This is a genomic window from Acinetobacter sp. YH12231 (assembly GCF_013417755.1).
In the GTDB taxonomy this organism is placed as follows: Bacteria; Pseudomonadota; Gammaproteobacteria; order Pseudomonadales; family Moraxellaceae; genus Acinetobacter; species Acinetobacter amyesii.
Genome location: NZ_VPDJ01000007.1, coordinates 73,140 through 97,762 on the forward strand (window position 1 = coordinate 73,140; position 24,623 = coordinate 97,762).

The 24,623-nt window shown below is 36.0% G+C and carries 22 protein-coding genes; 10 read left to right on the forward strand and 12 right to left on the reverse strand.

The features are described 5' to 3' along the window. From FTV11_RS04985 to galE, 4 genes are all read left to right on the forward strand, one after another. Complete coding sequence (locus FTV11_RS04985) at window positions 1-1,641, forward strand: heparinase II/III family protein (protein ID WP_180073517.1); 1,641 nt, start codon at window positions 1-3, stop codon at window positions 1,639-1,641. Further along, window positions 1,634-2,752 carry a glycosyltransferase gene (locus tag FTV11_RS04990; protein WP_180073518.1) on the forward strand — a complete coding sequence of 373 codons (1,119 nt, stop codon included), beginning with the start codon at window positions 1,634-1,636 and terminating at the stop codon, window positions 2,750-2,752. The genes FTV11_RS04985 and FTV11_RS04990 overlap by 8 nt, the downstream gene beginning before the upstream one ends. Window positions 2,753-2,893: 141 nt before the next feature. After that, window positions 2,894-3,499, forward strand: coding sequence for a sugar transferase (locus tag FTV11_RS04995; RefSeq protein ID WP_180073519.1), 606 nt, complete (start codon window positions 2,894-2,896; stop codon window positions 3,497-3,499). Window positions 3,500-3,521: 22 nt separating this feature from the next. Continuing rightward, on the forward strand, window positions 3,522-4,541 hold the full coding sequence (gene galE / locus FTV11_RS05000; RefSeq protein WP_168379467.1) for a UDP-glucose 4-epimerase GalE: 1,020 nt from the start codon (window positions 3,522-3,524) through the stop codon (window positions 4,539-4,541). Between the two features lie 204 nt (window positions 4,542-4,745). On the opposite strand, the gene FTV11_RS05005 is transcribed toward galE, so the two are convergent. Beyond that, window positions 4,746-5,228: a hypothetical protein gene (locus FTV11_RS05005; RefSeq protein WP_180073520.1), complete on the reverse strand. Its 483-nt coding sequence runs from the start codon at window positions 5,226-5,228 to the stop codon at window positions 4,746-4,748. 89 nt (window positions 5,229-5,317) lie between these two features. Between FTV11_RS05005 and FTV11_RS05010 the strand changes: the two genes are divergently transcribed. From FTV11_RS05010 to FTV11_RS05035, 6 genes are all read left to right on the forward strand, one after another. Beyond that, complete coding sequence (locus FTV11_RS05010; RefSeq protein WP_180073521.1) at window positions 5,318-5,530, forward strand: helix-turn-helix domain-containing protein; 213 nt, start codon at window positions 5,318-5,320, stop codon at window positions 5,528-5,530. A 72-nt stretch (window positions 5,531-5,602) separates the two neighbouring features. Further along, window positions 5,603-6,265, forward strand: coding sequence for a dUTP diphosphatase (locus FTV11_RS05015; protein ID WP_180073522.1), 663 nt, complete (start codon window positions 5,603-5,605; stop codon window positions 6,263-6,265). A gap of 15 nt (window positions 6,266-6,280) precedes the next feature. Next, a complete protein-coding gene (locus tag FTV11_RS05020; protein WP_180073523.1) occupies window positions 6,281-7,201 on the forward strand; it encodes a hypothetical protein in 921 nt (306 codons plus the stop codon). Further along, window positions 7,198-9,114: a hypothetical protein gene (locus FTV11_RS05025; protein ID WP_180073524.1), complete on the forward strand. Its 1,917-nt coding sequence runs from the start codon at window positions 7,198-7,200 to the stop codon at window positions 9,112-9,114. Before FTV11_RS05020 ends, FTV11_RS05025 begins: the two co-directional genes overlap by 4 nt. After that, on the forward strand, window positions 9,107-10,102 hold the full coding sequence (locus FTV11_RS05030; RefSeq protein ID WP_180073525.1) for a hypothetical protein: 996 nt from the start codon (window positions 9,107-9,109) through the stop codon (window positions 10,100-10,102). Before FTV11_RS05025 ends, FTV11_RS05030 begins: the two co-directional genes overlap by 8 nt. After that, complete coding sequence (locus tag FTV11_RS05035) at window positions 10,102-11,178, forward strand: N-6 DNA methylase (RefSeq protein ID WP_180073526.1); 1,077 nt, start codon at window positions 10,102-10,104, stop codon at window positions 11,176-11,178. Before FTV11_RS05030 ends, FTV11_RS05035 begins: the two co-directional genes overlap by 1 nt. On the opposite strand, the gene FTV11_RS05040 is transcribed toward FTV11_RS05035, so the two are convergent. From FTV11_RS05040 to ribE, 11 genes are all read right to left on the reverse strand, one after another. After that, entirely contained in the window at window positions 11,175-12,782 is a 1,608-nt protein-coding gene (locus tag FTV11_RS05040; protein WP_180073527.1) for a Tn7-like element transposition protein TnsE, read from the reverse strand. The two genes, FTV11_RS05035 and FTV11_RS05040, sit on opposite strands and share 4 nt — an antisense overlap. Further along, window positions 12,775-14,298, reverse strand: a complete 1,524-nt coding sequence (locus FTV11_RS05045) for a TnsD family Tn7-like transposition protein (RefSeq protein WP_180073528.1) — start codon at window positions 14,296-14,298, stop codon at window positions 12,775-12,777. Before FTV11_RS05045 ends, FTV11_RS05040 begins: the two co-directional genes overlap by 8 nt. A 13-nt stretch (window positions 14,299-14,311) precedes the next feature. After that, the gene (locus FTV11_RS05050; protein ID WP_180073529.1) at window positions 14,312-15,958 is read right to left on the reverse strand and encodes an AAA family ATPase; all 1,647 of its coding nucleotides are present in this window, start codon (window positions 15,956-15,958) and stop codon (window positions 14,312-14,314) included. Further along, window positions 15,959-18,046 (reverse strand): DDE-type integrase/transposase/recombinase, encoded by a 2,088-nt coding sequence (locus FTV11_RS05055; RefSeq protein ID WP_180073530.1) that lies wholly within the window; start codon window positions 18,044-18,046, stop codon window positions 15,959-15,961. Continuing rightward, window positions 18,030-18,863: a TnsA endonuclease N-terminal domain-containing protein gene (locus FTV11_RS05060; RefSeq protein WP_180073531.1), complete on the reverse strand. Its 834-nt coding sequence runs from the start codon at window positions 18,861-18,863 to the stop codon at window positions 18,030-18,032. The genes FTV11_RS05055 and FTV11_RS05060 overlap by 17 nt, the downstream gene beginning before the upstream one ends. Window positions 18,864-19,015: 152 nt before the next feature. Further along, a complete protein-coding gene (gene glmS / locus FTV11_RS05065; protein ID WP_168378860.1) occupies window positions 19,016-20,854 on the reverse strand; it encodes a glutamine--fructose-6-phosphate transaminase (isomerizing) in 1,839 nt (612 codons plus the stop codon). A 12-nt stretch (window positions 20,855-20,866) separates the two neighbouring features. Further along, the gene (glmU, locus tag FTV11_RS05070; protein ID WP_180073532.1) at window positions 20,867-22,231 is read right to left on the reverse strand and encodes a bifunctional UDP-N-acetylglucosamine diphosphorylase/glucosamine-1-phosphate N-acetyltransferase GlmU; all 1,365 of its coding nucleotides are present in this window, start codon (window positions 22,229-22,231) and stop codon (window positions 20,867-20,869) included. A gap of 21 nt (window positions 22,232-22,252) precedes the next feature. Then, complete coding sequence (locus FTV11_RS05075; protein ID WP_180003656.1) at window positions 22,253-22,729, reverse strand: phosphatidylglycerophosphatase A; 477 nt, start codon at window positions 22,727-22,729, stop codon at window positions 22,253-22,255. A gap of 22 nt (window positions 22,730-22,751) precedes the next feature. Continuing rightward, a complete protein-coding gene (gene thiL, locus FTV11_RS05080; protein WP_180073533.1) occupies window positions 22,752-23,669 on the reverse strand; it encodes a thiamine-phosphate kinase in 918 nt (305 codons plus the stop codon). Between the two features lie 20 nt (window positions 23,670-23,689). Further along, the gene (gene nusB, locus FTV11_RS05085) at window positions 23,690-24,139 is read right to left on the reverse strand and encodes a transcription antitermination factor NusB (RefSeq protein ID WP_078191534.1); all 450 of its coding nucleotides are present in this window, start codon (window positions 24,137-24,139) and stop codon (window positions 23,690-23,692) included. A 4-nt stretch (window positions 24,140-24,143) separates the two neighbouring features. Next, window positions 24,144-24,614 (reverse strand): 6,7-dimethyl-8-ribityllumazine synthase, encoded by a 471-nt coding sequence (gene ribE / locus FTV11_RS05090; protein WP_180073534.1) that lies wholly within the window; start codon window positions 24,612-24,614, stop codon window positions 24,144-24,146. Window positions 24,615-24,623: the final 9 nt, after the last annotated feature.

The following is a 24,623-nucleotide window of genomic DNA, read 5'->3' on the forward strand; positions in this document are numbered from 1 at the left end:
ATGAAAATATTAAAACTCATCCATACGGTTAAATATTTAAAATTTGTGCAGTTGTATTATCGACTGCACTATCTTTTCTTAAAGCCTCAGGTCAAAGCTTATCCATCTTTGGTCTCCCTTAGGTCTAAATCTAAGCTTTGGAATAATATTGTATTTAAGCCTGTTAGCATGCATAGCCCAAACAGCTTTAATTTTTTAAATCATAAGGGTGAATTAAATAAAGCTGAGGATTGGAATAATGCGCAGCAAGAAAAGTTGTGGCTATATAATTTACATTATTTTGATGATTTGAATGCCGAAAAAGCATTAGACCGTCAAACTTGGCATGTTGATTTGATCAATAGGTGGATTGCTGAAAATCCGTATCCAACAGGTAACGGTTGGGAGCCTTATCCAAACTCCCTTCGTATTGTGAATTGGATTAAATGGAGTTTACAGGGTAAACCTTTAGATCAAGCACAATTGAATAGTTTGGCTTTGCAGGCAGAGCATCTTTCTAAAACTGTTGAATGGCATATTTTAGCAAATCATTTATTTGCGAATGCGAAAGCGCTTATATTTGCAGGATTATACTTTGATACGCATGAATCTAAAAAATGGCTAGAGCTTGGTCTAAAAATTTACTCTAAGGAAATTGACGAACAGGTTTTAGATGATGGTGCAAATTTTGAATTAACACCGATGTATCACGCTATTTTTCTAGAAGATTTATTAGATATTTATCAGGTGGCTCAAATCTATAAAAAATTGGATTTAATCCACGCTCAACATCTTCAAAACAAAATTGTGAAAATGTTGAATTGGTTAAGTCTGATGTCTCATCCAGATGGTGAAATTTCTTTCTTTAATGATGCTACGTTTGGAATAGCCTCGTGTTATGAAAAATTGTCAAAATACGCAGAGAAATTGGGTATAGCAGTTTCAGATTCGAATTTAGACGATTGTTACTTAAAACCAAGCGGGTATCTCGTTGTTCAGCGCCCAGCTTATAAATTTATAATGGATGTTGCGGAAGTTGGTCCCTCATATCAGCCTGGACATGCACATGCAGATACGTTGAGCTTTGAGTTAAGTATTAATGACGCTCGATTTATTGTCAATTCAGGTATTTCTCAGTACGGTTTAGGTAAAGAGCGTTTATTGCAACGAGGGACTGCGACACATAATACTGTTGAAATAGATGGTCAGAACTCTAGTGAAATATGGTCTGGCTTTAGAGTGGCAAGAAGAGTTAGTCCTCAAGTTGAGTCTATAGATCAAAAGGGTAATCAGATCCATGAATTGGTGGCATCGTATAAATCCTTAAAAGGTGTCACACATCGGCGATCAGTGGCATTTAGTGAACATAAAATCAGCTTAATTGATCAAATTACAGGTCAATTTCATCAGGCTATTTCTTATCTTTATTTTCATCCAGATGTTCAAATTCAGCAAGTATCATCAAATGAATACCAATGTAAACTTGCTAATACCACAGTCTATCTTCATTTAGATGGACAGATAGATTCACAGCTTTTAAATACTTTATGGCACCCTGAATTTGGTAAATCCATAGATAATCTATGTTTGAAAATATTTTTAAAATCAGGTGAATGTAAAATAAGCATTACCATAATGGATGTGGACGCTGAAAATGTCTAAGATATGTATCATTAGTGCAAATAGTCTGGAAAGTGAAAATGCTTCTAGAAATCGCATCTTAAGTTTAGTTAATGCGTCGCTTGAGCAAGGCCATGAAGTAAAACTAATTTCAATGGATCATGATAACTACCATTTATTAGAAGATGCGAATTTTAATCACTACAAAATTCCTTTTATAGACACAAAAATTCCATCTTTTGTGAAACGTGCATTTTTAGAAATGAAAATTGCGTCTTTGGCATTAAAAAAAGCCAAGGAAATGAACTGTGATATTAACTTAATTACGATTCCATCCATGTTTTTACTACACATGAGTGCAATATTGCCTACTCATAAAGTAAACGTGCTGGATATTCGTGATTTAAGTTGGGAATATTTAGACACTAAATCATTGATTAATAGAGTGGCTAAAACTATTTTTACAAAAAGCGCACTTTTTAATTTAAAGCGCTTTAAGATTATTAGTGTTACAAATGATCATGAATTTGAATATATATCCAAATTCAAATCAGACAGTCAGAATGTGATTAAAGTGCCTAATGGAGTTTCTTTATCAATATTTGAACAGCTCAGTTCAGTTACAGTGAACTCTTCAAATATAAAAACAGTGACGTATATTGGCAATGTTGGCCTAGCGCAGGACCTTTCAACACTTGTTGAAGTGAGCAAGCAATTACCCAATGTGAAGTTTAATATTGTTGGTGGGGGGACTGATTTTGAACGTATTTATGCTCTAGCAGATCATACTGCGTCAAATCTAAATTTTCTGGGTAGAAAAAATTTTAATGAGCTGATCGAAATTTATAACAGCACCGATATTTTATATGCGCAGCTTACTCCAGATTTTGAAACAGCCATGCCTTCAAAGTTATATGAGTATCTTTCTACTGGAAAATATATCATTTATGGCGGCCAAGGTATTGCATCAGCAACTCTCAGCAAATTTGAAAAAGTGTCGCTGATTCAGCCATGTAATGTTGAAACACTTAAGCTAGAAGTAGAAAAAATTTTCGAGGATTTCAATCCTGTATTGTCTGTTTCGAATCGCGAGAAAATTCGAGCACAGTACATCAGGGATACTACGGTTCAGCAATTAATTTCTATACTTTAATTATAGTTTTATGTTTTTGAACATATTTTTATTTTCATTTTTATGTGAAAAATCTTATTTTGATATTTGTAATCAATTAACTAAGTGATTGATTGATTAATATATTATGTTGGATGTATTGAGGCTCAATAGGTTTAGTGAATGAAAAGGTTAGTTGATATATTAATTGCAGCTTTTGCATTAATAATTTTAAGCCCCATATTTATCTTGGTTGCCTACAAAGTTCGTAAAAATTTAGGTTCACCGATTTTCTTTTACCAAGAAAGACCTGGTAAAAATGCAAAAATATTTAAAATGATGAAGTTCCGATCTATGCTCCATGCAATGGATAAAAATGGAAATCCCTTACCTGATGATCAGCGTATTACACCTTTTGGTCATAAGTTAAGATCAACAAGCTTAGATGAAATGCCGCAATTGATTAATGTACTAAAAGGTGACATGAGTATTGTGGGGCCAAGACCTCAGATGAAAGATTTTTTAGAACATTATACTCCTGAACAAATGCGCCGTCATGACGTCAAACCAGGAATGACGGGGCTTGCCCAAGTCAGTGGTCGAAATAATTTGTCTTGGGAAGAAAAATTTGATCTTGATGTGCAATATGTAAATACACATTCAATTTGGTTAGACTTTAAAATTATGTTTAAAACAGTTGAGGTCATGTTAAAAAAGGAGGGTATTAATGCACCAGATCAAGAAGTTGGTGCGGAACGATTTTCTGGAACTACGAAAAAAATTAAGTAAATATTTTGCTTGGAGTTAATTAGTGTTTAAGGTTTTAGTTACTGGAGGGGCTGGATATATTGGCTCACATACTTGTCTGAAGTTGTTAGAAGAAGGGTATTCTGTTGTAGTCTTAGATAATTTAGCCAATGGTTCTGTAGAAGCGCTTAAACGTGTTCAAATTCTAGCAAATCAATCATTAATATTCATTCAAGGTGACATTCGAGATGGGGAGTGTCTAGATAGAATTTTTCAAATGCATCAAATCAATGCAGTGATACATTTTGCTGGTTTAAAAGCAGTGGGTGAAAGTCAGCAAATCCCTTTTGAATATTTTGACAATAATATTTCAGGAACTCTAAATCTTTTAAAGTCGATGCAGCGAGCTAATGTTTTTAATTTTGTATTTAGTTCATCAGCAACAGTATATGGTGAAACTCATCAATCTCCTTTAGATGAGAATATGCCTACTGGAAATACGACCAATAATTATGGTTATACGAAGTATATTGTCGAGCAGCTATTGGAAAAGTTATCTGCAAGTGATGAGCGTTGGTCGATTGCATTATTACGTTATTTTAACCCAGTTGGGGCACATGTTAGTGGACGGATTGGAGAAGATCCACATGGTGTTCCTAATAATTTAATACCTTATGTAACACAGGTTGCAATAGGACAAAGAGATAAATTAGCGATTTTTGGAAATGATTATCCAACTTTAGATGGAACTGGTATACGTGACTATGTTCATGTTATGGATTTAGCAGATGCACATATCTGTGCGTTAAAAAATCGTGTGAAAAGTCAGGGCTGCCGCGCTTGGAATATTGCTACGGGCAAAGGTGCATCAGTACTTCAAGTGATAAACACATTTGAGCAAGTAAATGGCGTTGAAATAAAATATGAATTTGTAGCACGTCGTAGCGGAGATGTTGCTGTTTGTTTTGCGGATAATCGTCGAGCAAAAATAGAATTAAATTGGACACCTCAATTTTCTTTAGAAGATATGCTGCGAGATAGTTGGAATTGGCAGATAAATAATCCTAATGGGTATGTTAAATAAAAAAAGGAGCCATGAGGCTGTATGAAAGTAATAAAGTTTCATACTGGTTCAACCTTAACTTCTTGATATTTATAAACTGTAAATAATTGAAGAAAAAATAAAGTTTCATACTAAAAATTATTTTTTCCTCAATCTCTAGTACCTGTTGAGTAATAAAGTTTCATACTAAAATGAAACTTTAAGCTCGTTGAATCTACTTTCATATTATATCAGTGATGTTAGAAAGTCAGTGTAAGCTTTTAATTTTTCAATATCTTGAAGTAATTGATTTTTTCTTCTCAAAATATCAGTTTTTAGTTCTGGAAAGTCTCTAAGGGCTTGTTCAGAAGCTTTTATTTGGTTTTCATAAATCTTTTGCTTTTCTTTTAAGTCCTTAGTTTTTAAACCAAGTTTTTCTGAGTCATTTCTAACGATTTTAAGGTCAAATTGCTTCCTCAAAGTACCCATACTTTTAGTTTCTGAAAATGTTGAAAGTCTTGGATTATTTGAATGAATATTCTTGATCAAGTGGCCTTGTCGCACCATTTTTCTCAGAAGTCTATAAAGTTGTTGCTGGCTGATTCGTTGCTTTTCATCTTTTGAAAGATTCAAGTTGTTCCAAATTTTATTTGACGTCCATCCATCAATTTGGTTTTGGGAGAGAAGTACTAGAAAAGATTGAAAGATAGGAGAATAAATTTGTTTCATGATAAAAGCTAGAAAAACCCAAAAAGAGGATTATAGTCCGTGGCTATATAGTCCTCAAATAGTAATAGTTCTTTTTTTTAAGCATTCGAATGTTTATGTCAGAACTTACTATTCAATTTGGGCAATTGATTCGCAAGTACAGAAAAGAAAAAAACATGTCACAAGAACAATTGGCATTGCTTTGTAACATGGATCGAAGTTATTTAGGACGGATTGAAAGAGGGGAAGTAAATCCTACTTTGGAAAAAATCTATGAGTTGGCAAATACTTTAGGAGTACTACCATCTCAATTATTACCCTAGAGGTGGCTGATTTATATTAAAATAATTTGTAAAGTACTGTTGTAATAATAATTTATTTTTTAAGGAAGTTTTATGAAAAATCAATATGCAATACTTATGAAAGAGATGTTGGAATTACAGGATTCTATTAATAGTTTAATAAATAATGAATGGCGAAATGCTCATAATCCTTGGTATAGAGCGATTTGGACTGAATGTGCAGAATTAATGGATCATATCGGTTGGAAATGGTGGAAGAAACAAGAAATCGATATTGAACAAGCTCAAATTGAATTAATAGATATTTGGCACTTTGGTCTTAGTGATATTCTTCAAAGAAAGATAACAATTGATGAAATATCAAAAGAATTAGATAAAGTTAGTTTAGATGGTTTGATAGACATTCATAATACAACTATAGATAAAGATGAAGTATTAAAAAAAGTTGAAGATTTCATGGCTTTTACAATTACGCATAAGAAGTTTGATATACAAAGTTTTATGAATCTATCGCTTATGTTATCTCTTGATATAGTTGAAATCTATAAACTATATGTTGCGAAAAATGTATTGAATAGCTTTAGACAGCATAATGGATATAAATCTGGGGAATATATAAAAATTTGGAATAATCGTGAAGATAATGAACATTTATATGAGATTTTGAACAAGTATTATGAGGATAAGGTTGATATTCAATTGTCTAGCTATTTATATACACAGTTAGAACAAAGATATAAGCAAATAGAAAAATAAGTTGAGTATTCATTAATGTTTCAAAGTGATGATCAGTGGAAATATTTTGTAGATACTGGGGTTTGGCCTAAAAGAAATCAATTTGCTCCCCAAGAGTGGATAACCAATTTTGACTCTGATGAGCAAAGATTTGCTAGAAGATTATTGGAAAAATTCACTTATTTTTCTGAAGATATGGTAAGACAGTTGTTTAAAAGTAGCTTTATATCTCTTTCAAAGCATGTTTTAAAAGATAAAAATGACACAAATTTGTCAGCAAGAGAATGGGGGGAATTTTTAGATAATTTATATATATTGAAAGTGACTGGAGAAAATCCAAGTGATGCAGATAGTGGGTTTATCTTTACAAGGATGTCTAGAGATATATTAGGAATACCAGAATCAAGGTTACTTAATGCTAGTAGTTTTATTGAAACGATACAATCGAACCCTAAAGCAAATTTTGTATTTGTTGATGACTTTGTTGGTTCAGGAAACCAATTCGTTACTCTATGGAATAACCAGAAAATTGCTGAAGATGTAACTTTTAATAGTTTATATCAGTCTTATTCTAATCATAGATTTTTTTATTGTACGGCAATATGTACGCAACGAGGCTATGATCATATTAATAGGTTTTGTCCAGTGGAAGTAATACCCGCACATTTATACACAGATTTACATAGTGCTTTAAACCCTGATTCTTATATTTGGAGAGATTTCTCTAAAGATGGGCCAAGTTTTATTCGAGATATGAGCATCAAAGCAGGTATACCTGAATTACCGCACGCTGGAGTACAAGTATTTGATGACGGAAATAAAATTGTGAGCTGGCAAGGATATTTAGGATTGGGTTTAGTATTAGGTTTTTCCCATGGTTGGCCAGATGCAACACTACCTTTATTTTATCATAATGAGGGAGGATTTAAGCCTCTTTTGAAAAAGGGGCAGTTATGAGTAATTATTTACTGAGATTAAAAAAATCTCAAGAATTATTAGGTTTATACAGAGCTGAGTGGTTAAGTTCAAAGCTTTTCGATCACTTCAATGAGCCAGGATATTTTTCGGAATTAAAAACAAATAGGCCTTGTGTTTTAATTGGTGGTCGAGGCACAGGTAAAACAACTGTGCTTAAAGGGCTTTCCTATACAGGACAATTCACTCTAAATACCAATAGCCAGATTCAGGATTGGAATTTTATAGGAATCTATTACAGAGTAAACACTAATCGGGTCACAACATTTAGTGGTAATGATGTTTCTTTAGATAGATGGATAAGTTATTTCAGTCATTATATTAACTTATGCTTTTGTCAGGAATTAGTTAGGTTTGCTTTGTGGTATGAAAAAAATACAGGTGAAAAAATTGAAATAACTCCAAGAAAATGGAGAAGAATTAAAGCAGTATTTCAACTAGATGAGGTAATAGATTCTTTAGAATATTTGGAAGAAGAGTTAGAAATTTTATTACTGGAATTTGAATCTTCTATTAATCAGGTAGTTGATAATCCACCAAGTAAAATTACGATGCAAGGAGCACCAATAGATATCTTAAGTGAGGCTTTGCTTTCAGGTACAGTATTAGAAGGTAAACAATTCTTTTTCTTAATTGATGAGTTTGAAAACTTTCAAGATTACCAACAACAAGTATTAAACACTCTAATTAAACATAACAATAGTTTTTATACATTTAAAATTGGTGTAAGAGAGCTAGGGTTTAGACAAAAGGCAACTTTAAATGAGAATGAACAGTTAACATCACCAGCAGATTATGTGCGAATTGATTTAACAGAAATATTCCAGAATAGTACAGGTAATAAAGAAGCTAATAAGTTTAAGGGATTTGCTGAAGCTGTCATTAATAGTCGGTTAAATGATCCTAGTTTTCTTGGACAGCAAGAGGAAATAAGAATAACGGATCTTTTACCATCTTTATCCCAGCTTGAAGAAGCTAACTTACTATTAAAAAATAGTCATTTGGGATGGTTGAAAGACTTAGAGCAACAAATTGATAAAAGTCTCTATGAAAAAGCTAAAGAGATACAACCAGGTTACCTTTTCTTTATAAAATATTGGAGTGAAAAGGAGAAAAGTAAGAGTTTTACTGACTTAGTTGAAGATTGGCTTTTAAATGGTAAAGATTCTTGGAATACGAGACTGAATAATCATTTCTATGCATCTTTATTTTCTATTCGAGCGGGCAAAGTGGGTATTAGAAAATACTACACAGGTTGGGATACTTATCTAAGTTTAGCTAATGGTAATATTCGTTACTTATTAGAATTGGTACATGCGGCATTACTGGAACATTTAAACTTATTGGAAGAATCAGATACAACGAATCTTATTCCAATCTCTTATGATGTACAAACTAATGCTACAATTCAAATTGGCCGAAAAAATCTAACAGAATTAGAAGGACTTAGCGTTGAAGGGGCAAAACTTACAAAGTTGTTATTAAGCCTAGGACGTGTTTTTGGTGTATTAGCTGCATCTCCATTAGGGCATACCCCTGAAGCGAATCAATTCCAATTAGTGAGCGATTCAGATCCAGCAAATGAACGTACCGTTAATAATATCCTTACTCAAGCTGTGATGCATTTAGCTTTAACAAGAACGCCAGGTAGTAAGTTAACTGATAAAACTGATATTAAGGATTATGATTACATGATCCATCCTATTTTTTCTCCATTTTTCGTATTTTCCTATAGGAAAAAACGTAAGATAACTTTGCAATCAAGTAGCCTTTTAAAATTAGTTATGCAACCTAAAGAAGGTATCAAAGAAGTACTTGAAAACTCAAATCGAAACGAAAGCTTAGATTTTCAATTACCTGATCAACTACAGTTGTTTGGGGATTATTATGAATAATTTAAAAAATGTACCAATTTATACTGATACTTTTCAGCAAGCAGGAGATTTTAAGCCACTTGATCATAGTATTTATGTATTTGGCTTCACAGATGAAGTTAGAAGCCGTCATATCGCTGATTGGAAAAGTTCTACAGTAAATGTAAATTTCATTGAAATTTCAGAGAAAACGAATAGTTCCTTCACTGTTAATGGTGATGACTCAAATGAGATATTTTTGAGAAGTGACCAAAATTTATCAACTTTATGGAAAGATGTACCAAAAGAATCAAATGTTTATATAGATATTACAGGATTGTCTCATTCTACATGGGCAGGAGTATTGAAGTCTGCAATAGACAATGGTTATAAAGTAATGGTTGTATATGTAGAACCAGGTTTATATAGCAGAAGTGATGCACGTCTTGAGGGTCAGATTTATGATTTAAGTGAAAAAATTACAGAAATTTCTCCTTTGCCGGGTTTTGCAGTACTTGCACCTAAAAAAGCAGAGACTATGTTTGTTCCTTTGCTTGGTTTTGAAGGTACGAGATTAAAGTACATTATTGAACAAATCCAACCAGCTAATGAACATATAATGCCTATCGTTGGTTTGCCTGGATTTAAACCATGGTATGTTTTTGAAACTTTGAAAGGCAATAAAGCTTCATTAGTTGAAACTCGCGCATGGGAATCAATTCGGTATGCTCCAGGGGACTGTCCATTTAGTTGTTATTATTTATTAAATGACGTATATACAACGTATAATGAGCAGCATATTAAAATTGCACCTATAGGAACTAAGCCTCATGCTTTAGCAGCTGTTATGTTTGCATTGAATCATCCTCAGATTGAGATAATCTACGATCATCCAGTTAGGAAATCAGGCAGAACTGATGGATCTTCAAAGCTGCACGTTTATCATGTTTCTAGTCTAGTTAAACCTAATCCAACTAGAACACAAGATTTTATAAGAAGTTTGAGAGCACGTAGGACAAGTTTAGTTTAATGATAGATCAACATTTTACTCCTCCTTTATTGGCTAGCCTTTTAGTGGACTCCTTGCCAAAAAAATTTCAACCGTCTTGTATTGCAGATTTTGCAGTTGGAGAGGGAAGCCTAATTTATGCTGCTTTAAAAAAGTGGCCTAGAGGAGTAAATGTTGTAGCAAATGATTTATCTATGGGTACTTTAAATTTATTAGAAAATAATGATTGGAAAAAATTCAATATTGATTTTTTAGATACAAATGCTATTGCTGATTCTCAACTCAATAAGTTCGAAAATAAAATTGATCTAATCTTATTAAATCCTCCATTTAGTCAAAGAGGTATTAAACCAATATTGTGGGAGGGTACAGAAACAAAAATTCAATCTGGTGTGGCCCTTAACTTTATTTATAATGCTCTTAAATTTTTGAAATTAGGTGGGTTTCTAGTAGCAGTTGTACCTAATGGTTGCTTGACAAGCCAAAGAGATGAAAAGGCACTAACTTACTTAAAAGCAAAATACACATTTAAAATTATTACACACAACAAAGAAGCTACTTTTGAGAAAGTCAGAGTAAAAACATCAATTATTATGATTGAGAATATCAAACCAACTGATTCTCAGAAGAAGATTCAATCAACTACTGATAGATTAGATCCAAGAGTTTTTAGAGGGAAATTTCAGATGCATACAGCATCGAGTAAAATCCTCGACAATGGTTATCCATTAGTTCATACGACTACATTAAAAAACAATACTATTGATTTTTTAAATTGCCTTCAGGTTACTAATGAAAACTCTATAGTACGAGGCCCAGCAATTTTATTTCCTAGAGTAGGTAATTTTAATCAGGAAAAAATTTGTATCTTATCTTCAGACCTTGAAATAGTAATTTCTGACTGCATTTTTGCCGTTAAGTGCAAAAATTTAGCAGAAGCTGAATGTTTGAAAGAAGCTATATATATGTATTGGGACGATTTTAAAAAGAATTACTCAGGAACAGGAGCTCTTTATAGCTCTTTAGATAAAATTGAGTATTTTATAAATAGTTTGTATTTCAGTAAATATGCTCAATTAAAAGAAATTGCTGCTTAAGTGGCATGAATCAAATCATTCAAACGGTTACTCCATTTTTTTAATTCAGACTCAGAGATGTTTTGATTTTTTGAATTCATTCTAGGATGGTTCAATGTACTATTTTTATAGCAAATATTTCTAAAAATTCCTTTTGGCCATCGTAAACATTGCGTGACTACAAGCTCAAGTACTTTGCCTCGATCAACTTGATTCCATTGATTCATGTCTTTAAGTGATAAAACACGAGTTGAAAGAGGTTTCTTATTGTCAGAAGTATCTACTTCTAAGATCACAATATTGTGACCATTAAATTGAAAGCTGACTTCTGCGACACATCTAGGATTACCATCAGTCTTTATATGTTTGGAGTGGCCTTGAATGTTAGGTAATTTGTGAAGTTGAAAGCTAAAATTTTTAACTGAGTTTTCTTTGCAAAATAAATCAATCATTTGTTGAAATGCTGAGAAACGATCAAGATACAGATGAAGATCTTCAGTTTCATCTTCAACACCATTAAATTCAGCAGAGGGGATAGTACCCTCAGAAATAGGCTCATTCGTACTGACTTGCGGTGTTGCATTGTTAGATGGTAAATCTTGATCTTTTGTACCATGGTTTCTATGCCTAGTTTTTTTAGAAGTTTTCCTTGTTTCAATGGCTTCTAGGAAGTCGAAGTGTGTCGGTACAACATCAATGATTTGAACATCATCGTTATTACCATCTTCCTCATCTTTAATGGTGGACTCTTTTCCATAATTTTTAGTCCCTGAAGAGTTTTCACCTTTCCCACCTGATTTAGACTCAATGAATTTATCACTATAGAACTCGACTTCTTTTGAGATACAACTCGAGATTCTTTCAAAACCTGAAATTTCATTGACAAAAAACTCTGAAGTTTCAGCTCTGTAATAGCCGTATGTATCAAAGATTACACCATTGAGTTGAGGTGGATTAAAACAAAAACTCCATATACGGTATTGGTCAACGTCATAGCCATATTTCGTACAAAACCGACTGATACTTTCAAAAGATTGTCGAATATCAGAATCAAGAAGAATCCAAGATAAGATGCGTCGTATACCTGAATCATTGAAATGAGAAATTGGGTATGAGCAGGCTGGTAAAATATTGATGAGATAATGATCTCGATTCGAAATAATATCGAAATCGATACTCAAACTATTCTCTAAAACTGCCGATCTTGCTAAATATGGAGTGTATAAAAACAGAGATCGAGCAAGCTCAAATTGAGGGAGCTTAATTTTGATGGTTTCGGACATCGGCTGACCGAATTGATCCACACGGACTGCATCAAACAAGAAATAATGTTCTACAAACTTCCCTTTCGGAAAGTTTGAATTATTGACAGAAGATAGCCAATCTTGAGTTGAACTAATTTTAAAGCGTAGGTTGTAGCCTTTAGGATATTCTTGGGTAGGATTGATGTGGCTATTTTTTCTTAATAATTTTGCATTAGAGAAATTAGTGTAAGTTGACTCAGTATTTTTACTTTCATTTTCCAAAACTAGGTTTATAGCCCAACTTCCTGAGTTATGTTTTTTAAACAAAGAGCCAATCTTTTTTATTTTCATATTTTTAGCAATATGATTTATCTTAACCATGATCGATCCTTTTAATTTGATTCAGGAATTTAAGTGTTTCATTAGTTAATCTTTCTTCACTTAATCCTGAAAGCCGTAATAATTGCCAACTCACTGGTTGCTGATTAATTTTTTTAAATTGAATAATCGTTCGAGTAATTCTTCGGATTTGATAACTGCTAATGTCTTCTGAAAAAGTGCTCAGAAATTTATGTGTTAAGGGTAGTTGATAAAGGTTTTTTTCTACGGTGGAGTGTTGCGGTAGTTGCTTGAGATACCAGTTTCTAGATTGCCGAGGTAAACTCAAATCGTCTAATGATTGATAGAATATTTTGAATAATCGCCTCACCATGTGCCAATCTCTTAGAGGCCAATCTACTTTCTTGGGAATGCTTGAGGGCAAAGCATGAAAGCTTTTATTCGTTGTTAGTAACCAAGCTTTATCATTGCGATAAAGCCATGCATATAATGCTGCATTTTTGACTCTAGACGGCTTTATTCCAAAATTTTGAATTAAAGATACCCATTCATTACGTTTTGCTCTGAGTATCAAGTAGTCTTTACACTTAGTTCTTTGAATTGGTGTATCAGTACTAGGGGGATTACATGGTATCTGATGAACTTCACTCAGAATGGTAGTCCATGTCCAGCTTTTAGGTAAAAACGTCTCTAAGACAATAATATGTTCAAGATAGCTAAATGACTTACGATGCTTCCTAAAGATAGCTTTAAGCCAACTTGTTTCAGACTTCAGTTCATCTAGGTGATGTTGCTGTAGCCATTTTAAATCCCATGTTTTTATAACTGCTGCATGAATTTTTGAATGATCAATGTGTTTAGAACCTTTGTCGAAACCTAATCGCTTTGCAATACGTTGATAAAATTGACTCCATTGATGAAATGTAGGTGATGTTGTTGGTGGAAGTTCTAACAACTCATCAACATGCCTACTCACGATTAGATCTAATTTATGAGCAGGGTCATTAGGTTGCTTACGATCTAGGATAGAACTTGCAGGAATAAATTGATGCCGCCCATTCAAATGGGATGCTAGTAAAAATTCTGACAATTTAAATTTATGTTTGCTACAACAATTTGCGCCTTGGATATACCAAACTCTTGCCCAAAAGAATTCCCCATATTCGCGATATTGGTCTTCTAAGCAATGTGGACAATATCGATGTGTTGATATCTGCTTAACTTTGGATGCCGCAACGCCTAATGCTAAATGGATTGAACCTTTTGATTGACTCCCCATCCATTGAAGGCATTTCAAACGTATTTTTTCTGGAGAAAATAAAGCGTGGATTGGGAAAAGTGTATGTTTATAAGCAAGGTTTTCGAGCGCATAGTGTGGTGGTAAATGATTTGAAAGACATATTAGATGGCTAGGTAAATCAATCGTGGCAATGACTTTACGATTAGCAAATACTTCTTCAAGTAATTGCTTAGGGCTTGTAATAGCATGATGAATTCCAGCTCTGGCTATCGTGCTGTAAATTAATTCATTAGGATATGGTGTAGGAAAGTTCAACATGCTCATTCCACTATTACATTGATTGCACCCAAGTTTGAGTATCAAAAATTAATTCGCTTGATTGAAGAACGTCATAAAAATTTTGGGATTTTTGCTTTTGAGAAAACTGAAACCTTAAATCATCTGACGGTAAGGTCATCCATTCGCTCTGCTTTATTTTTTTGGAATTCATTTTTTCAGGTTTGGTTTCTTTATCTGCCTCAACTTCAGTGAGCCAATTCGAAACGATAGGCATGAGTTCTTGCATATTAAGATGAGGGAAGTCGATAAAAGCTTTTTTGATTGCAGAGATTACTTTAGATTCTGGATATCCAGTGGCAATCAATAGGTTATGCAATCTTTGTGCATGTGTGTTTCCATTGTATTGTTCAACTTTTTCTTGTTCTTCTTCTATTTTTTTCTGAAGTAGAAGTAATGTTTTGTCCACATATGGAATAGTTAAGTCGGAATAAAGTGCGATGCGATTAGGATCTCCAGACTTGAGCGCTTCTATCATTGGGTGGACAAATTTGAGTTCATCCTCATAGACTTGTCTAAGCAAACTAGGAGTTATTCTTTCTAGTCCGGTCATGATCGCTCGGCATTGAGCCAAAACAAAAAGTTTGACGACTATATCTAGTACGCCTTGAGAGAGTTCATACCAACAGTCTCGAATTTCTTCACTCAGTTGTTCTTTATTAGTTAGCCATTGGTATTTCCAAAGGGCATTGGTGAAAGCCATCCATTCTGTTCTCGTCGTGGTATTTGATAATGAGGGAGTATTCTTCATAGGTTCCCATATAACAGCCCCGAAACCAGCCCCACGACGTGCTGAACGCAGATCACCATCGAATATAAATTTAGCTTTAGGTGTGCCGACCATAACCACTGGCAAACCTACAACATTGATTAAGGTGACAAAGAAGTTCAGCATTTTTTCAGCACCACCTGAATTTTTAACACTCAGATGTTGGATTTCGTCTATAACGAGAACACCAATAGCGTAGGTATTGGTAATTTGACGCATATAGTTGAGTAAAGCTTCGATTCCTAATCTTTTTAAGGCCACTTTTCTTTCAAAATCTGTTCCCAATGCAACATCAATCGCTTTAAAGAAATGCAAACATAAATTTTTTAATGAGCCGTCATGAGGGCAGTCTATTTTGAGATAAACGAGTTGAGTGAAGTTGTATTTTTCATGGTAAATCACTTGAGGATAAAGGTTCAGAATGCGCTGTAACGTTGTGCTTTTACCACTGCCTGAACAACCAATCAGTGAATAGCTTAAAGCTGTAGATGTTGGTGCATCAAATCTAAAGGCATTAATGTCTCCCGACATAATACGCTCATAACCATTTTGCAAGTGTTGGTGCAATTTTCCATCAGCAATATTACGCCCGACATAGCCTTGGCGAATTAATATTGCAATTTTTTGCTCTAATGAAATATGCCGAGTAATGGGTTGAAAAAACTGATGAAGAAGTTGAGATGAAAGATGAATTCTTTCGTTCTTAGATCTCAGAATATCTTCTGGGTTAAAGTCAACTTTACCAATCAGATTAGCTTTGATATCTGCAATTTCTTGCATGATTGGTGGTAGAGCTTCAATAAATGGATTGTGTTTATATTCACCAAAACTAGGAGTGTAGCGTGCTTGAATAAAATTTAATGGCAAAGTCATTTAGTCATCCTCACCAAATAATTCGTCTGTTAAGTCTGGATAATGAACTGCTTCAGCATCTTGAGGCTTAATTGAGGTTTTCAGTTTAGGCATTGGAATAATGTTTGTATGCACTATTTTTTGCTTTTTTACCTTAGCTTTGCGTTCACTATTTTTTTCTTTTGCTTTATTTTCAGTTATTTCAGCGATTCGTTGAGATGGTTTAATTGGGCTATTCACATTTTTGGTTTTAAGTTTCTTAGTGATAAAAGCTTCAAGCTCTCTTCGTTTTTTTGATGCTTCTAACTCATGCTGTATAAGGCTTTCTTTTTGCGCTTTTTGTTTTTCTTTGATTTCCCACAAAGTACAATCCAAGAATTCTCTCGACCGATCGGAGAGAGACCCTATCCAATATTCAAGACTATTATCTTTTGGAAAAATATAAATTTTGTTCATTGTGTAAGGATCATATGCAGCTTCAAGGTTTTGGGGACGAGAACTTCCTGTTTTACGATGCAACCAACCAAGATCAAGTACTTCTTTCGCTAGGTAGTAAAGACCAAATGCTTTGATGCCTAAGTCTGATATTGTTATTTTAGTGCGTGGTAATAATGCGATTCTGAGAGCTTCCTCTGGAACATTTCTCAATTTTCCAGTTCTATTTTGAATACCCCAATTCCATAAATGTAAAGGAATGGTTGGTAAATCATTGGGCATATCTGCTTCACGGTCATATGTTTTTAATACATGAAATTGATTGTGCGAGATGATGCAGGCAAGAATGATTTCAGTAAATTGGTGAATATTTAATGTGGCATCTTGACGGTAATCACGACCACCAGTCTTTTTTACAGTACTGCCGTCAACAACACCTTTTCCTTTACCTTCTTTTTTGAAATAAGCTTGATACGTATTGAAAGCTTGTTCCACGATGCCTTTAGCATCACCACGTCTCGCTGGTGCATTTTCGAGTCTTACAGCGAATGTTTTTTCTAAGGCTTCAATTTGATAGCCTAATAATTCTCCTCGATCCGCGAGTAAAGCATCAGGTAGACCGACTGCTGGCCAATCTTCTGGCTGAATTGAGATTCCATACTCAGCACAATACTTAACCTTATCGGTCATCGCTATATTCAATGCTTGTATTGCAGCTAAATATGAAGGTGATTCAAAACCTATATAAAATCCTGCGACTAAACGACTGAAGACGTCAATCACGAAGTAAATAGTGGGTCTACCAACAATACTTTCAGGATTTGAGTTTGAAACTAGATAAATATCGGCAATCGTGGCATCAATTTCATAACGTGCTCCAGGACCTAAGGCTTGAGAGTTAGACGTTGATTGCAAAGGGCGATAGTCCTTACGGTAGTTTGAGGTACCAATACGAGCTTTTATACTTTCAATTTTTTTGAATTCTTTTTCGTAGTAATACTTGAACTGCCATATTGTCGGAATATCTGATTCTGCTATATCTGGATAGAAATTTTTATAAGTGGTTTGAAATTTCCGATATACAAATGGAAGTGAATGTTTATTGTCTTTTAAAAAGAATAATTTAATGGTGCGATAAAAAAGTTTTTCAATGTCTTCATTAACATTAATTCCTTGTTCACTATTATAGATACGAGGCCGACCTAATTTTTTGTCTTTAGCCGTTCTTTTTTGACCTTTAGCTCCACTATTTCTGTAATCAGGAAGTAATGCATTAGGAGTTTGTCCTCTTTGCCAATATCTGCGAGCTAAGCGATAAATAGTTTGTTTGGTGACTTTATGTTGATTCATGATTTCACTAACTATTTTTCCTCTTTGAGCTGGGATATAAAAGAATTCATGAGAGATCAGGGGATAAATAAGAGCATAATTTTGGTCACGTTTTATTTCTTGTATAGATTCCTTCTCAGCCTGAATGAAAGCAAGTGACTCATGTGGGTCTATTGCTCTTTCAATATTGCCATCTTCCAAACCTTTTAATATTTCTGTTCTACTAAGTTCGATTGGAAAAGCATTTTCAAGGTCAAGACGAATCCAAATCACAGAGTAAGGTAGGATCGTTAAAATCCTAAATAAAGAGCTTTCAAAACTTAATACTTCATTGATTTTCAGCATGAAGTACCTCATTCCAAATATTAAGCTCGCCCAATCGAATATGATCTGTATTCAAATCCTTAAAAGAAATATTCAGATCAAATATGAAATACCTTTGAGCAAGCAAGTCTCTAATTTCTCTTAGCGATTGTCCTAACTCAAAATGATATTTTTGATCAATAATTCTCGCTAATTCATTAATCTTTTTAGATTTATTTTTAATGAAAATATCTGCATAAAAGTGAAGTTTATCTAGCGTATTTTGTTCACTCAGTTGCATAGTATTTATTGAACTGTATAACCATTGAATGTTTTGGCTGACAGTTTTAGGAACTTGGTGCTCGGTAAAAATATAAAAAGGTATGTTTAGCTGTTTCCAATATTGTCGTTCAATTTCTATTTTTTCTATGGTGCGTGGGTCATTAAGAGCACTTGAATATTTAACCTGAACTACAAATTTAGGTGTTATTGAATTATGTGTAACCACTAAAAAATCGCTTGTCATGATTTGATAGTGTTTCCCAAATCTAGGGTGAGAGATTCCAATTTTCTCCGCAATTTCTAGAGTTTGTTCTAGGTCTAATGGATATTGTTCTCGAATATCCATAGTAGAGGAATGCCATTCCAGTAATAGAAAAGCAGATAGTTCTAGATCAGAGAGAAGGTGATGAGTTCTTTGGCTTTTATGACCAAAAACTCGGTGAGATCGACCTTCTGAACTCACATCTCGAATTGTGAGCCAAGGCTTATAGTTATTTCCAAAACCCTGTCCTCGTCCTTCTTTAATCCATTTTTGAATTTTGAGTTCATGATTTTGTGTGTTCTTAAAGTTAGCCATAAAAAAATCCACACATCATGCTGTTTAGAGCATAGCTTGTGTGGATTTTTTGAGCAATTCAGTATTACACTTTATTACTCAGTATGAGACTTCATTACTCAGTATGAAACTTTATTACTCTCATACAGAGGCTCCTTTTTTACATTGGGGTATTATTCCACCGTCACAGACTTCGCCAAGTTACGTGGCTGATCGACATCTGTTCCACGCAGCACTGCAACATGGTATGAGAGCAGTTGTACTGGAATGCTATACACAATCGGCGCCAAGATTTCATTCACACTTGGTACATAAACCACGTGTTGACGATCTTTCGCTTTGATGCCGCTATTTTCATCTGCAAAAACAAACAACTCACCACCACGTGCTTGAACTTCTTCCATATTCGATTTGAGTTTATCTAACATGTCATCTTGTGGAGCAAGAATCACCACAGGCATATCATTATCTACCAGTGCCAATGGACCATGTTTTAATTCACCAGCCGCATAACCTTCTGCGTGGATATATGAAATCTCTTTAAGTTTCAAAGCACCTTCAAGAGCGATAGGGAACTCAGTTCCACGACCCAAGAATAGGCAGTGATTTTTTTCAACAAATAATTCTGATAGACGTAGAATCTCAGCATTATTTTGTAAAGTATCTAAAATCACTTTTGGTGTATGCCAAAGCGCGGCAATAATTTCAGAGACACGGTCAGTTGAAATGCTTTGCTTAATTTGACCAATTTTCAATACCAATAGCATCAGTGCCGCAAGCTGTGTGGTAAAGGCTTTGGTCGAAGCAACACCAATTTCAGGGCCTGCGAGTGTCAACAAACTGTAGTTGGTTTCACGTACCATCGACGAGGTTGCCACGTTGCAAATGGTCATGGTGGTGATATTCAAGCTTTTCGCTGCTGCACGTTTTTGCGTATCACGCAGTGCAGCTAAAGTATCGGCTGTTTCGCCCGATTGAGAAATACAAACATACAGTGTGTTATTCACAATCACAGGCGAGCGATAACGGAATTCACTGGCAATTTCGACTTGGCAAGGCACATCAATCAGTTGTTCAAACCAATATTTGGCAATCATGCCGGCATGGTAGCTGGTACCACATGCGATGATTTGCACTTGTTGAATCTGGCTGAAATCTTGAGCTGCATTGGCAAGGAAATCATCACGAAGCGCATTACCATTTAATGCTTGTGAAATCGTTTGCTTAATCGCTTCAGGCTGCTCATAAATTTCTTTGAGCATATAGTGTTTATATTCACCTTTTGAAGCATTGCTTACAGTCGCATCAAGCTCTTTGATTGGTCGATTCACTAATTTACCATCGACGAATACTTCAATGGTATGACGTGTCAAACGTGCAATATCACCTTCTTCAAGGTAGATAAAACGGTTGGTAATCGGTAAAAGTGCCAATTGATCTGAGCTAATAAAGTTCTCGCCAATACCGACACCAATCACAAGAGGTGAACCTTCACGCACCGTGATTAATTCATCAGGATGGTCGGTATGTACGATACCCAGTGCATAAGCACCTTTGAGCTGAGGCACGACACTTTTAACCGCTTCCAAAAGACTCGGAGTGCTTTTTAAAGCGTCATTGACTAAATGCGCAACAACTTCTGTATCGGTTTGTGAGGTAAAAACATAACCAAGCGCTTCTAGATCATCTTTAAGCTTTTGATAGTTTTCAATAATACCGTTATGAACAACAGCCACATTGCCTGAAATATGCGGATGGGCATTATTTTCAGTTGGTTTACCATGGGTTGCCCAGCGCGTATGTGCAATACCGACCGAACCTGCGATATCTGCTTCTTCAACGGCTTGTTCAAGATTTGCAACTTTACCTACGCGACGTTCACGTAGAACGTGGCCTTTATTAATCAGCGCTAAACCTGCAGAGTCATAGCCACGATATTCAAGACGCTTTAAGCCTTCAATTAAAATATTGGTAATACTACGTTCTGCAACGCCACCGACAATACCGCACATAATTTAATCCTCTTATTTCTTCAATTTTTGTGGACGTTGATAGTTTTCTTTGGCAAATTGCTTCGAGCGTTCTACCGCAAGGCTATTGTCTGCCACGTCACGTGTAATGGTTGAGCCAGCACCCACTGTTGCACCATGACCAATGGTGACAGGAGCGACTAATGAGCTATTTGAGCCGATGAAGGCTGAGTCACCGATAATGGTTTTAAATTTGTTTGCGCCATCATAGTTGCAGGTAATGGTGCCTGCGCCAATGTTTGAACCTGCACCGACTTCTGCATCACCTAAATAGGTAAAGTGGTTGGCTTTTGAGCCTAACCCGACAGTGGTATTTTTAACTTCAACAAAGTTACCAATATGCACTTCATTGGCCAATTTTGCGCCTGGGCGTAAACGTGCAAATGGACCGATTTGAGCGTCTTCACCAACAATGGCGCTGTCAAAAACGCTATATGGTTGAACTTTAGTACCTGCCGCAATCTTGGTGTTTTTAATGATACAACCTGCACCAATTTCAACGTTATCACCGAGTTCAACATCACCTTCAATAATCACGTTAATATCGATACGGACATCTTGACCAACAGTCAGTGTGCCACGTAAATCGAAACGTGCAGGATCAATCAGGTGAACGCCTTGTTGCATTAGTTGTTTAGCTTGGAATGCTTGAAATTCACGTTCAAGGGCAGCCAATTGTACGCGGTCATTGACACCTTCCACTTCGAACGCACGTTCTGGTTCAACAGATGCAACTTCGAGACCGTCAGCAATTGCCATGGCAACGATATCGGTCAGGTAATATTCACCTTGCGCATTGTTGTTGCTTAATTTTGGCAACCATTCGTGCAATTTTGCATTACTTACGGCATAAATACCGGTATTAAATTCTTTGATTTTACGTTGTTCTTCAGAGGCATCTTTGTGTTCAACAATGGCTTGAATTTTGCCATTTTCACGTACAATACGACCATAACCTGTCGCATCATTAACCGTTAGGGTTACTAAGCCAATACCTGTTTGAGCAGATGCATCTAATAGTTTTTGTAATGTTGCTTCAGTGATGCAAGGTACATCACCCGAGAGAATCAAAGAAATACCGGTTTTTGCTAGGACAGGCAGAGTCACTTTGACTGCATGGCCTGTACCCAATTGTTCTGCTTGTTCAACCCATTTGACATTTTCATGTGCAAACGCGTTTTGAACCAATTCACCGCCATGCCCATAAATGGTAATTATTTCTTCTGCATTTAGTTTTTTCGCCGTGTTGATGACATGGCCAAGTAGGGGTTGTCCTGCGAGTGGTTGTAATACTTTGGGTAAACGAGAACGCATACGTGTCCCTTTACCTGCAGCAAGAATAATAACGCTAGTAGACATGTTTAATCCTAGGTGTTTCTATTACATAGACAAAATATAAAAATAAATACAGATGCAAAGCGCGGCCCAAAGACCTGCAATAATGTCGTCAAACATGATGCCAAAGCCACCACCGACTTGACGGTCAATGACACGAATAGGCCACGGTTTCCAGACATCAAATAAACGGAATAAAGCAAAACCAATCAATGCCCAAGTCCAGCTCATTTGCCCAAGATATAAAATTGGGAGGAAGGTAATGGACTGACCGGCAAATTCATCCCATACGATGCGGCCATCGTCATGGACACCCATGACTTTGGCGGTTTGACCACAAATATAGATCCCAATAATCGACATGAGGATCATGACTATAATGGAGTTGAAAAAGCCGATTGCAAGCCAACCTGGAATAAACAACAAAGCAAAAGCAGAGCCAAAGGTGCCCGGTGCTTTGGGTGCAAGACCCGAACCAAATCCCACGCCACAAAAGGCGATGACTCGGTTAAACCAAGACATGGATTTAAAGTTAATGGCTGGCTTATGCAAAATGCTGGTATCCCTTAAATTTTATGACTTGGTCAACACCGTGGTTGTTATAACGGATTCCCAAATTAGGGGTGATTTGACCGATTTTACTAATGTTTACATCTAATTCTAGTTGCAGAAGTTTTTTATAATTCTGCGGACTTATTGTAAAGCATAACTCATAATCATCTCCACCCGCGAGGGCGTATTGCCACTGCTTTTCTTGTTGTAATTGTTTTACATCGTGATCGATAGGAAGTTGATCTAATTCAATTTCTGCACCGACGTGTGAAGCAGCGAGGATATGTCCTAAATCTTGTGCGAGCCCATCAGAGACATCAATCATACTGTTGGCTAAGCCTTTGAGCTGTTGGCCTAATAAGCAACGGGGTGTGGGATAATCTAAACGGCGTTGTAAGCGATGACCTAAATGGTTTAAGCCAAATGCAGCATCACCGACTTGTCCGCTGACGCAGATATAATCACCGATTTGGGCACCTGAACGCGGGACGGCTTGTCCCGATTCAACCCAGCCGAGGGCTGTGACTGAAATCGTCAGATGAGGACTTTGTGTGGTATCACCACCAATTAAACTCACACCAAATTGATCGCAACAATCATATAAACCCTGACTAAAGCCTTTGAGCCAGTCATGATCAATTTGGGGTAGGCTCAATGCCAATAAAATACTGTGTGGTTTGGCACCCATTGCGGCAATATCAGAGAGATTGACGGCAACAGATTTCCAGCCTATGGCATGTGGGTTTGTGTCGAGGGGGAAGTGACGCCCAGCAACCAGTGTATCGGCACAGATGACCAATTGTTGCTGTGGAGGAGGGGTGAGCAAGGCTGAGTCATCACCGACCCCTAAATCGACAGAATTGATATTCTGTCGATTAAAATAGGTATCAATGATCGAGAACTCAGCCATACAACGTACTACTTAAAAAATTAATTAGCTTGTTGTTTTTCTGCTGCACGCAATGTAGTCGCTAAACGATCCAATACACCATTGATGTATTTGTGGCTGTCTGCACCGCCAAAATGTTTAGCTAACTCGATCGCTTCATCTAACACGACGCGATATGGAATCTCAAGATGTTCTTTGAGTTCATATGCACCAAGACGAAGTGTTGCAAGTTCAACACCATCTAAAGCGTCTACTTCACGATCGAGTACAGGGATTAAAAGCGCATCCAATGCTTCATGATTGGCAACAACCTCGGTCAATAACTCGTGGTAATAGCCGAGGTCGACCTTGTGCATGGCATTATCCACACGTGTACGTGCTTCAATCTCATGGACAGGATTACGGCTCATTTGCCATTCATAAATTCCTTGTACAGCAAAGCGACGTGCTTTACGTTTTGCTGCATAAGTTGCTTGAAGTGTTTGCGACATAGCGTTAAATAGCCTTTAACAAGTTAACCATTTCAATAGCAGTCAAGGCAGCTTCACTACCTTTATTGCCTGCTTTTGTACCTGAGCGTTCAATCGCTTGTTCAATACTATCCGTAGTCAATACACCATTAATTACTGGTAAGCCAGTGTCTAGACCAACAACGCCTAAACCTTTGGCACATTCGCCAGCAACAAAATCGAAGTGAGGCGTGCTACCACGAATCACTGCGCCAAGCGCGATGATGGCATCGAAACGACCTGAAGCTGCAAGTTTCTTCGCAACCACAGGAAGTTCCCAAGCACCCGGTGCATGAACAACAGTGATATTATCCTCTGATACGCCATGACGTTTCAATGTATCAACGGCACCTTCTAGCAAATGTTCAACAACAAAGCTATTAAAACGACCAACTAAAATCGCATAACGGTCTTCGTTCGCGAGATGTAACATACCTTCAATACGGCGAACTGCCATAGCAACCTC

Coding starts and splice junctions, on each gene's coding strand:
- FTV11_RS04995 (WP_180073519.1), top strand. CDS start 2,894: ATGAAAAGGTTAGTTGATATATTAATTGCAGCTTTTGCATTAATAATT.
- FTV11_RS05005 (WP_180073520.1), bottom strand. CDS start 5,228: ATGAAACAAATTTATTCTCCTATCTTTCAATCTTTTCTAGTACTTCTC.
- FTV11_RS05015 (WP_180073522.1), top strand. CDS start 5,603: ATGAAAAATCAATATGCAATACTTATGAAAGAGATGTTGGAATTACAG.
- FTV11_RS05035 (WP_180073526.1), top strand. CDS start 10,102: ATGATAGATCAACATTTTACTCCTCCTTTATTGGCTAGCCTTTTAGTG.
- FTV11_RS05050 (WP_180073529.1), bottom strand. CDS start 15,958: ATGACTTTGCCATTAAATTTTATTCAAGCACGCTACACTCCTAGTTTT.
- ribE (WP_180073534.1), bottom strand. CDS start 24,614: ATGGCAGTTCGCCGTATTGAAGGTATGTTACATCTCGCGAACGAAGAC.
- FTV11_RS05010 (WP_180073521.1), top strand. CDS start 5,318: ATGTTTATGTCAGAACTTACTATTCAATTTGGGCAATTGATTCGCAAG.
- FTV11_RS05055 (WP_180073530.1), bottom strand. CDS start 18,046: ATGCTGAAAATCAATGAAGTATTAAGTTTTGAAAGCTCTTTATTTAGG.
- nusB (WP_078191534.1), bottom strand. CDS start 24,139: ATGTCGCAAACACTTCAAGCAACTTATGCAGCAAAACGTAAAGCACGT.
- FTV11_RS05045 (WP_180073528.1), bottom strand. CDS start 14,298: ATGTTGAACTTTCCTACACCATATCCTAATGAATTAATTTACAGCACG.
- FTV11_RS05025 (WP_180073524.1), top strand. CDS start 7,198: ATGAGTAATTATTTACTGAGATTAAAAAAATCTCAAGAATTATTAGGT.
- glmS (WP_168378860.1), bottom strand. CDS start 20,854: ATGTGCGGTATTGTCGGTGGCGTTGCAGAACGTAGTATTACCAATATT.
- glmU (WP_180073532.1), bottom strand. CDS start 22,231: ATGTCTACTAGCGTTATTATTCTTGCTGCAGGTAAAGGGACACGTATG.
- FTV11_RS04985 (WP_180073517.1), top strand. CDS start 1: ATGAAAATATTAAAACTCATCCATACGGTTAAATATTTAAAATTTGTG.
- FTV11_RS04990 (WP_180073518.1), top strand. CDS start 1,634: ATGTCTAAGATATGTATCATTAGTGCAAATAGTCTGGAAAGTGAAAAT.
- thiL (WP_180073533.1), bottom strand. CDS start 23,669: ATGGCTGAGTTCTCGATCATTGATACCTATTTTAATCGACAGAATATC.
- FTV11_RS05060 (WP_180073531.1), bottom strand. CDS start 18,863: ATGGCTAACTTTAAGAACACACAAAATCATGAACTCAAAATTCAAAAA.
- FTV11_RS05075 (WP_180003656.1), bottom strand. CDS start 22,729: ATGTCTTGGTTTAACCGAGTCATCGCCTTTTGTGGCGTGGGATTTGGT.
- FTV11_RS05040 (WP_180073527.1), bottom strand. CDS start 12,782: ATGGTTAAGATAAATCATATTGCTAAAAATATGAAAATAAAAAAGATT.
- FTV11_RS05030 (WP_180073525.1), top strand. CDS start 9,107: ATGAATAATTTAAAAAATGTACCAATTTATACTGATACTTTTCAGCAA.
- FTV11_RS05020 (WP_180073523.1), top strand. CDS start 6,281: ATGTTTCAAAGTGATGATCAGTGGAAATATTTTGTAGATACTGGGGTT.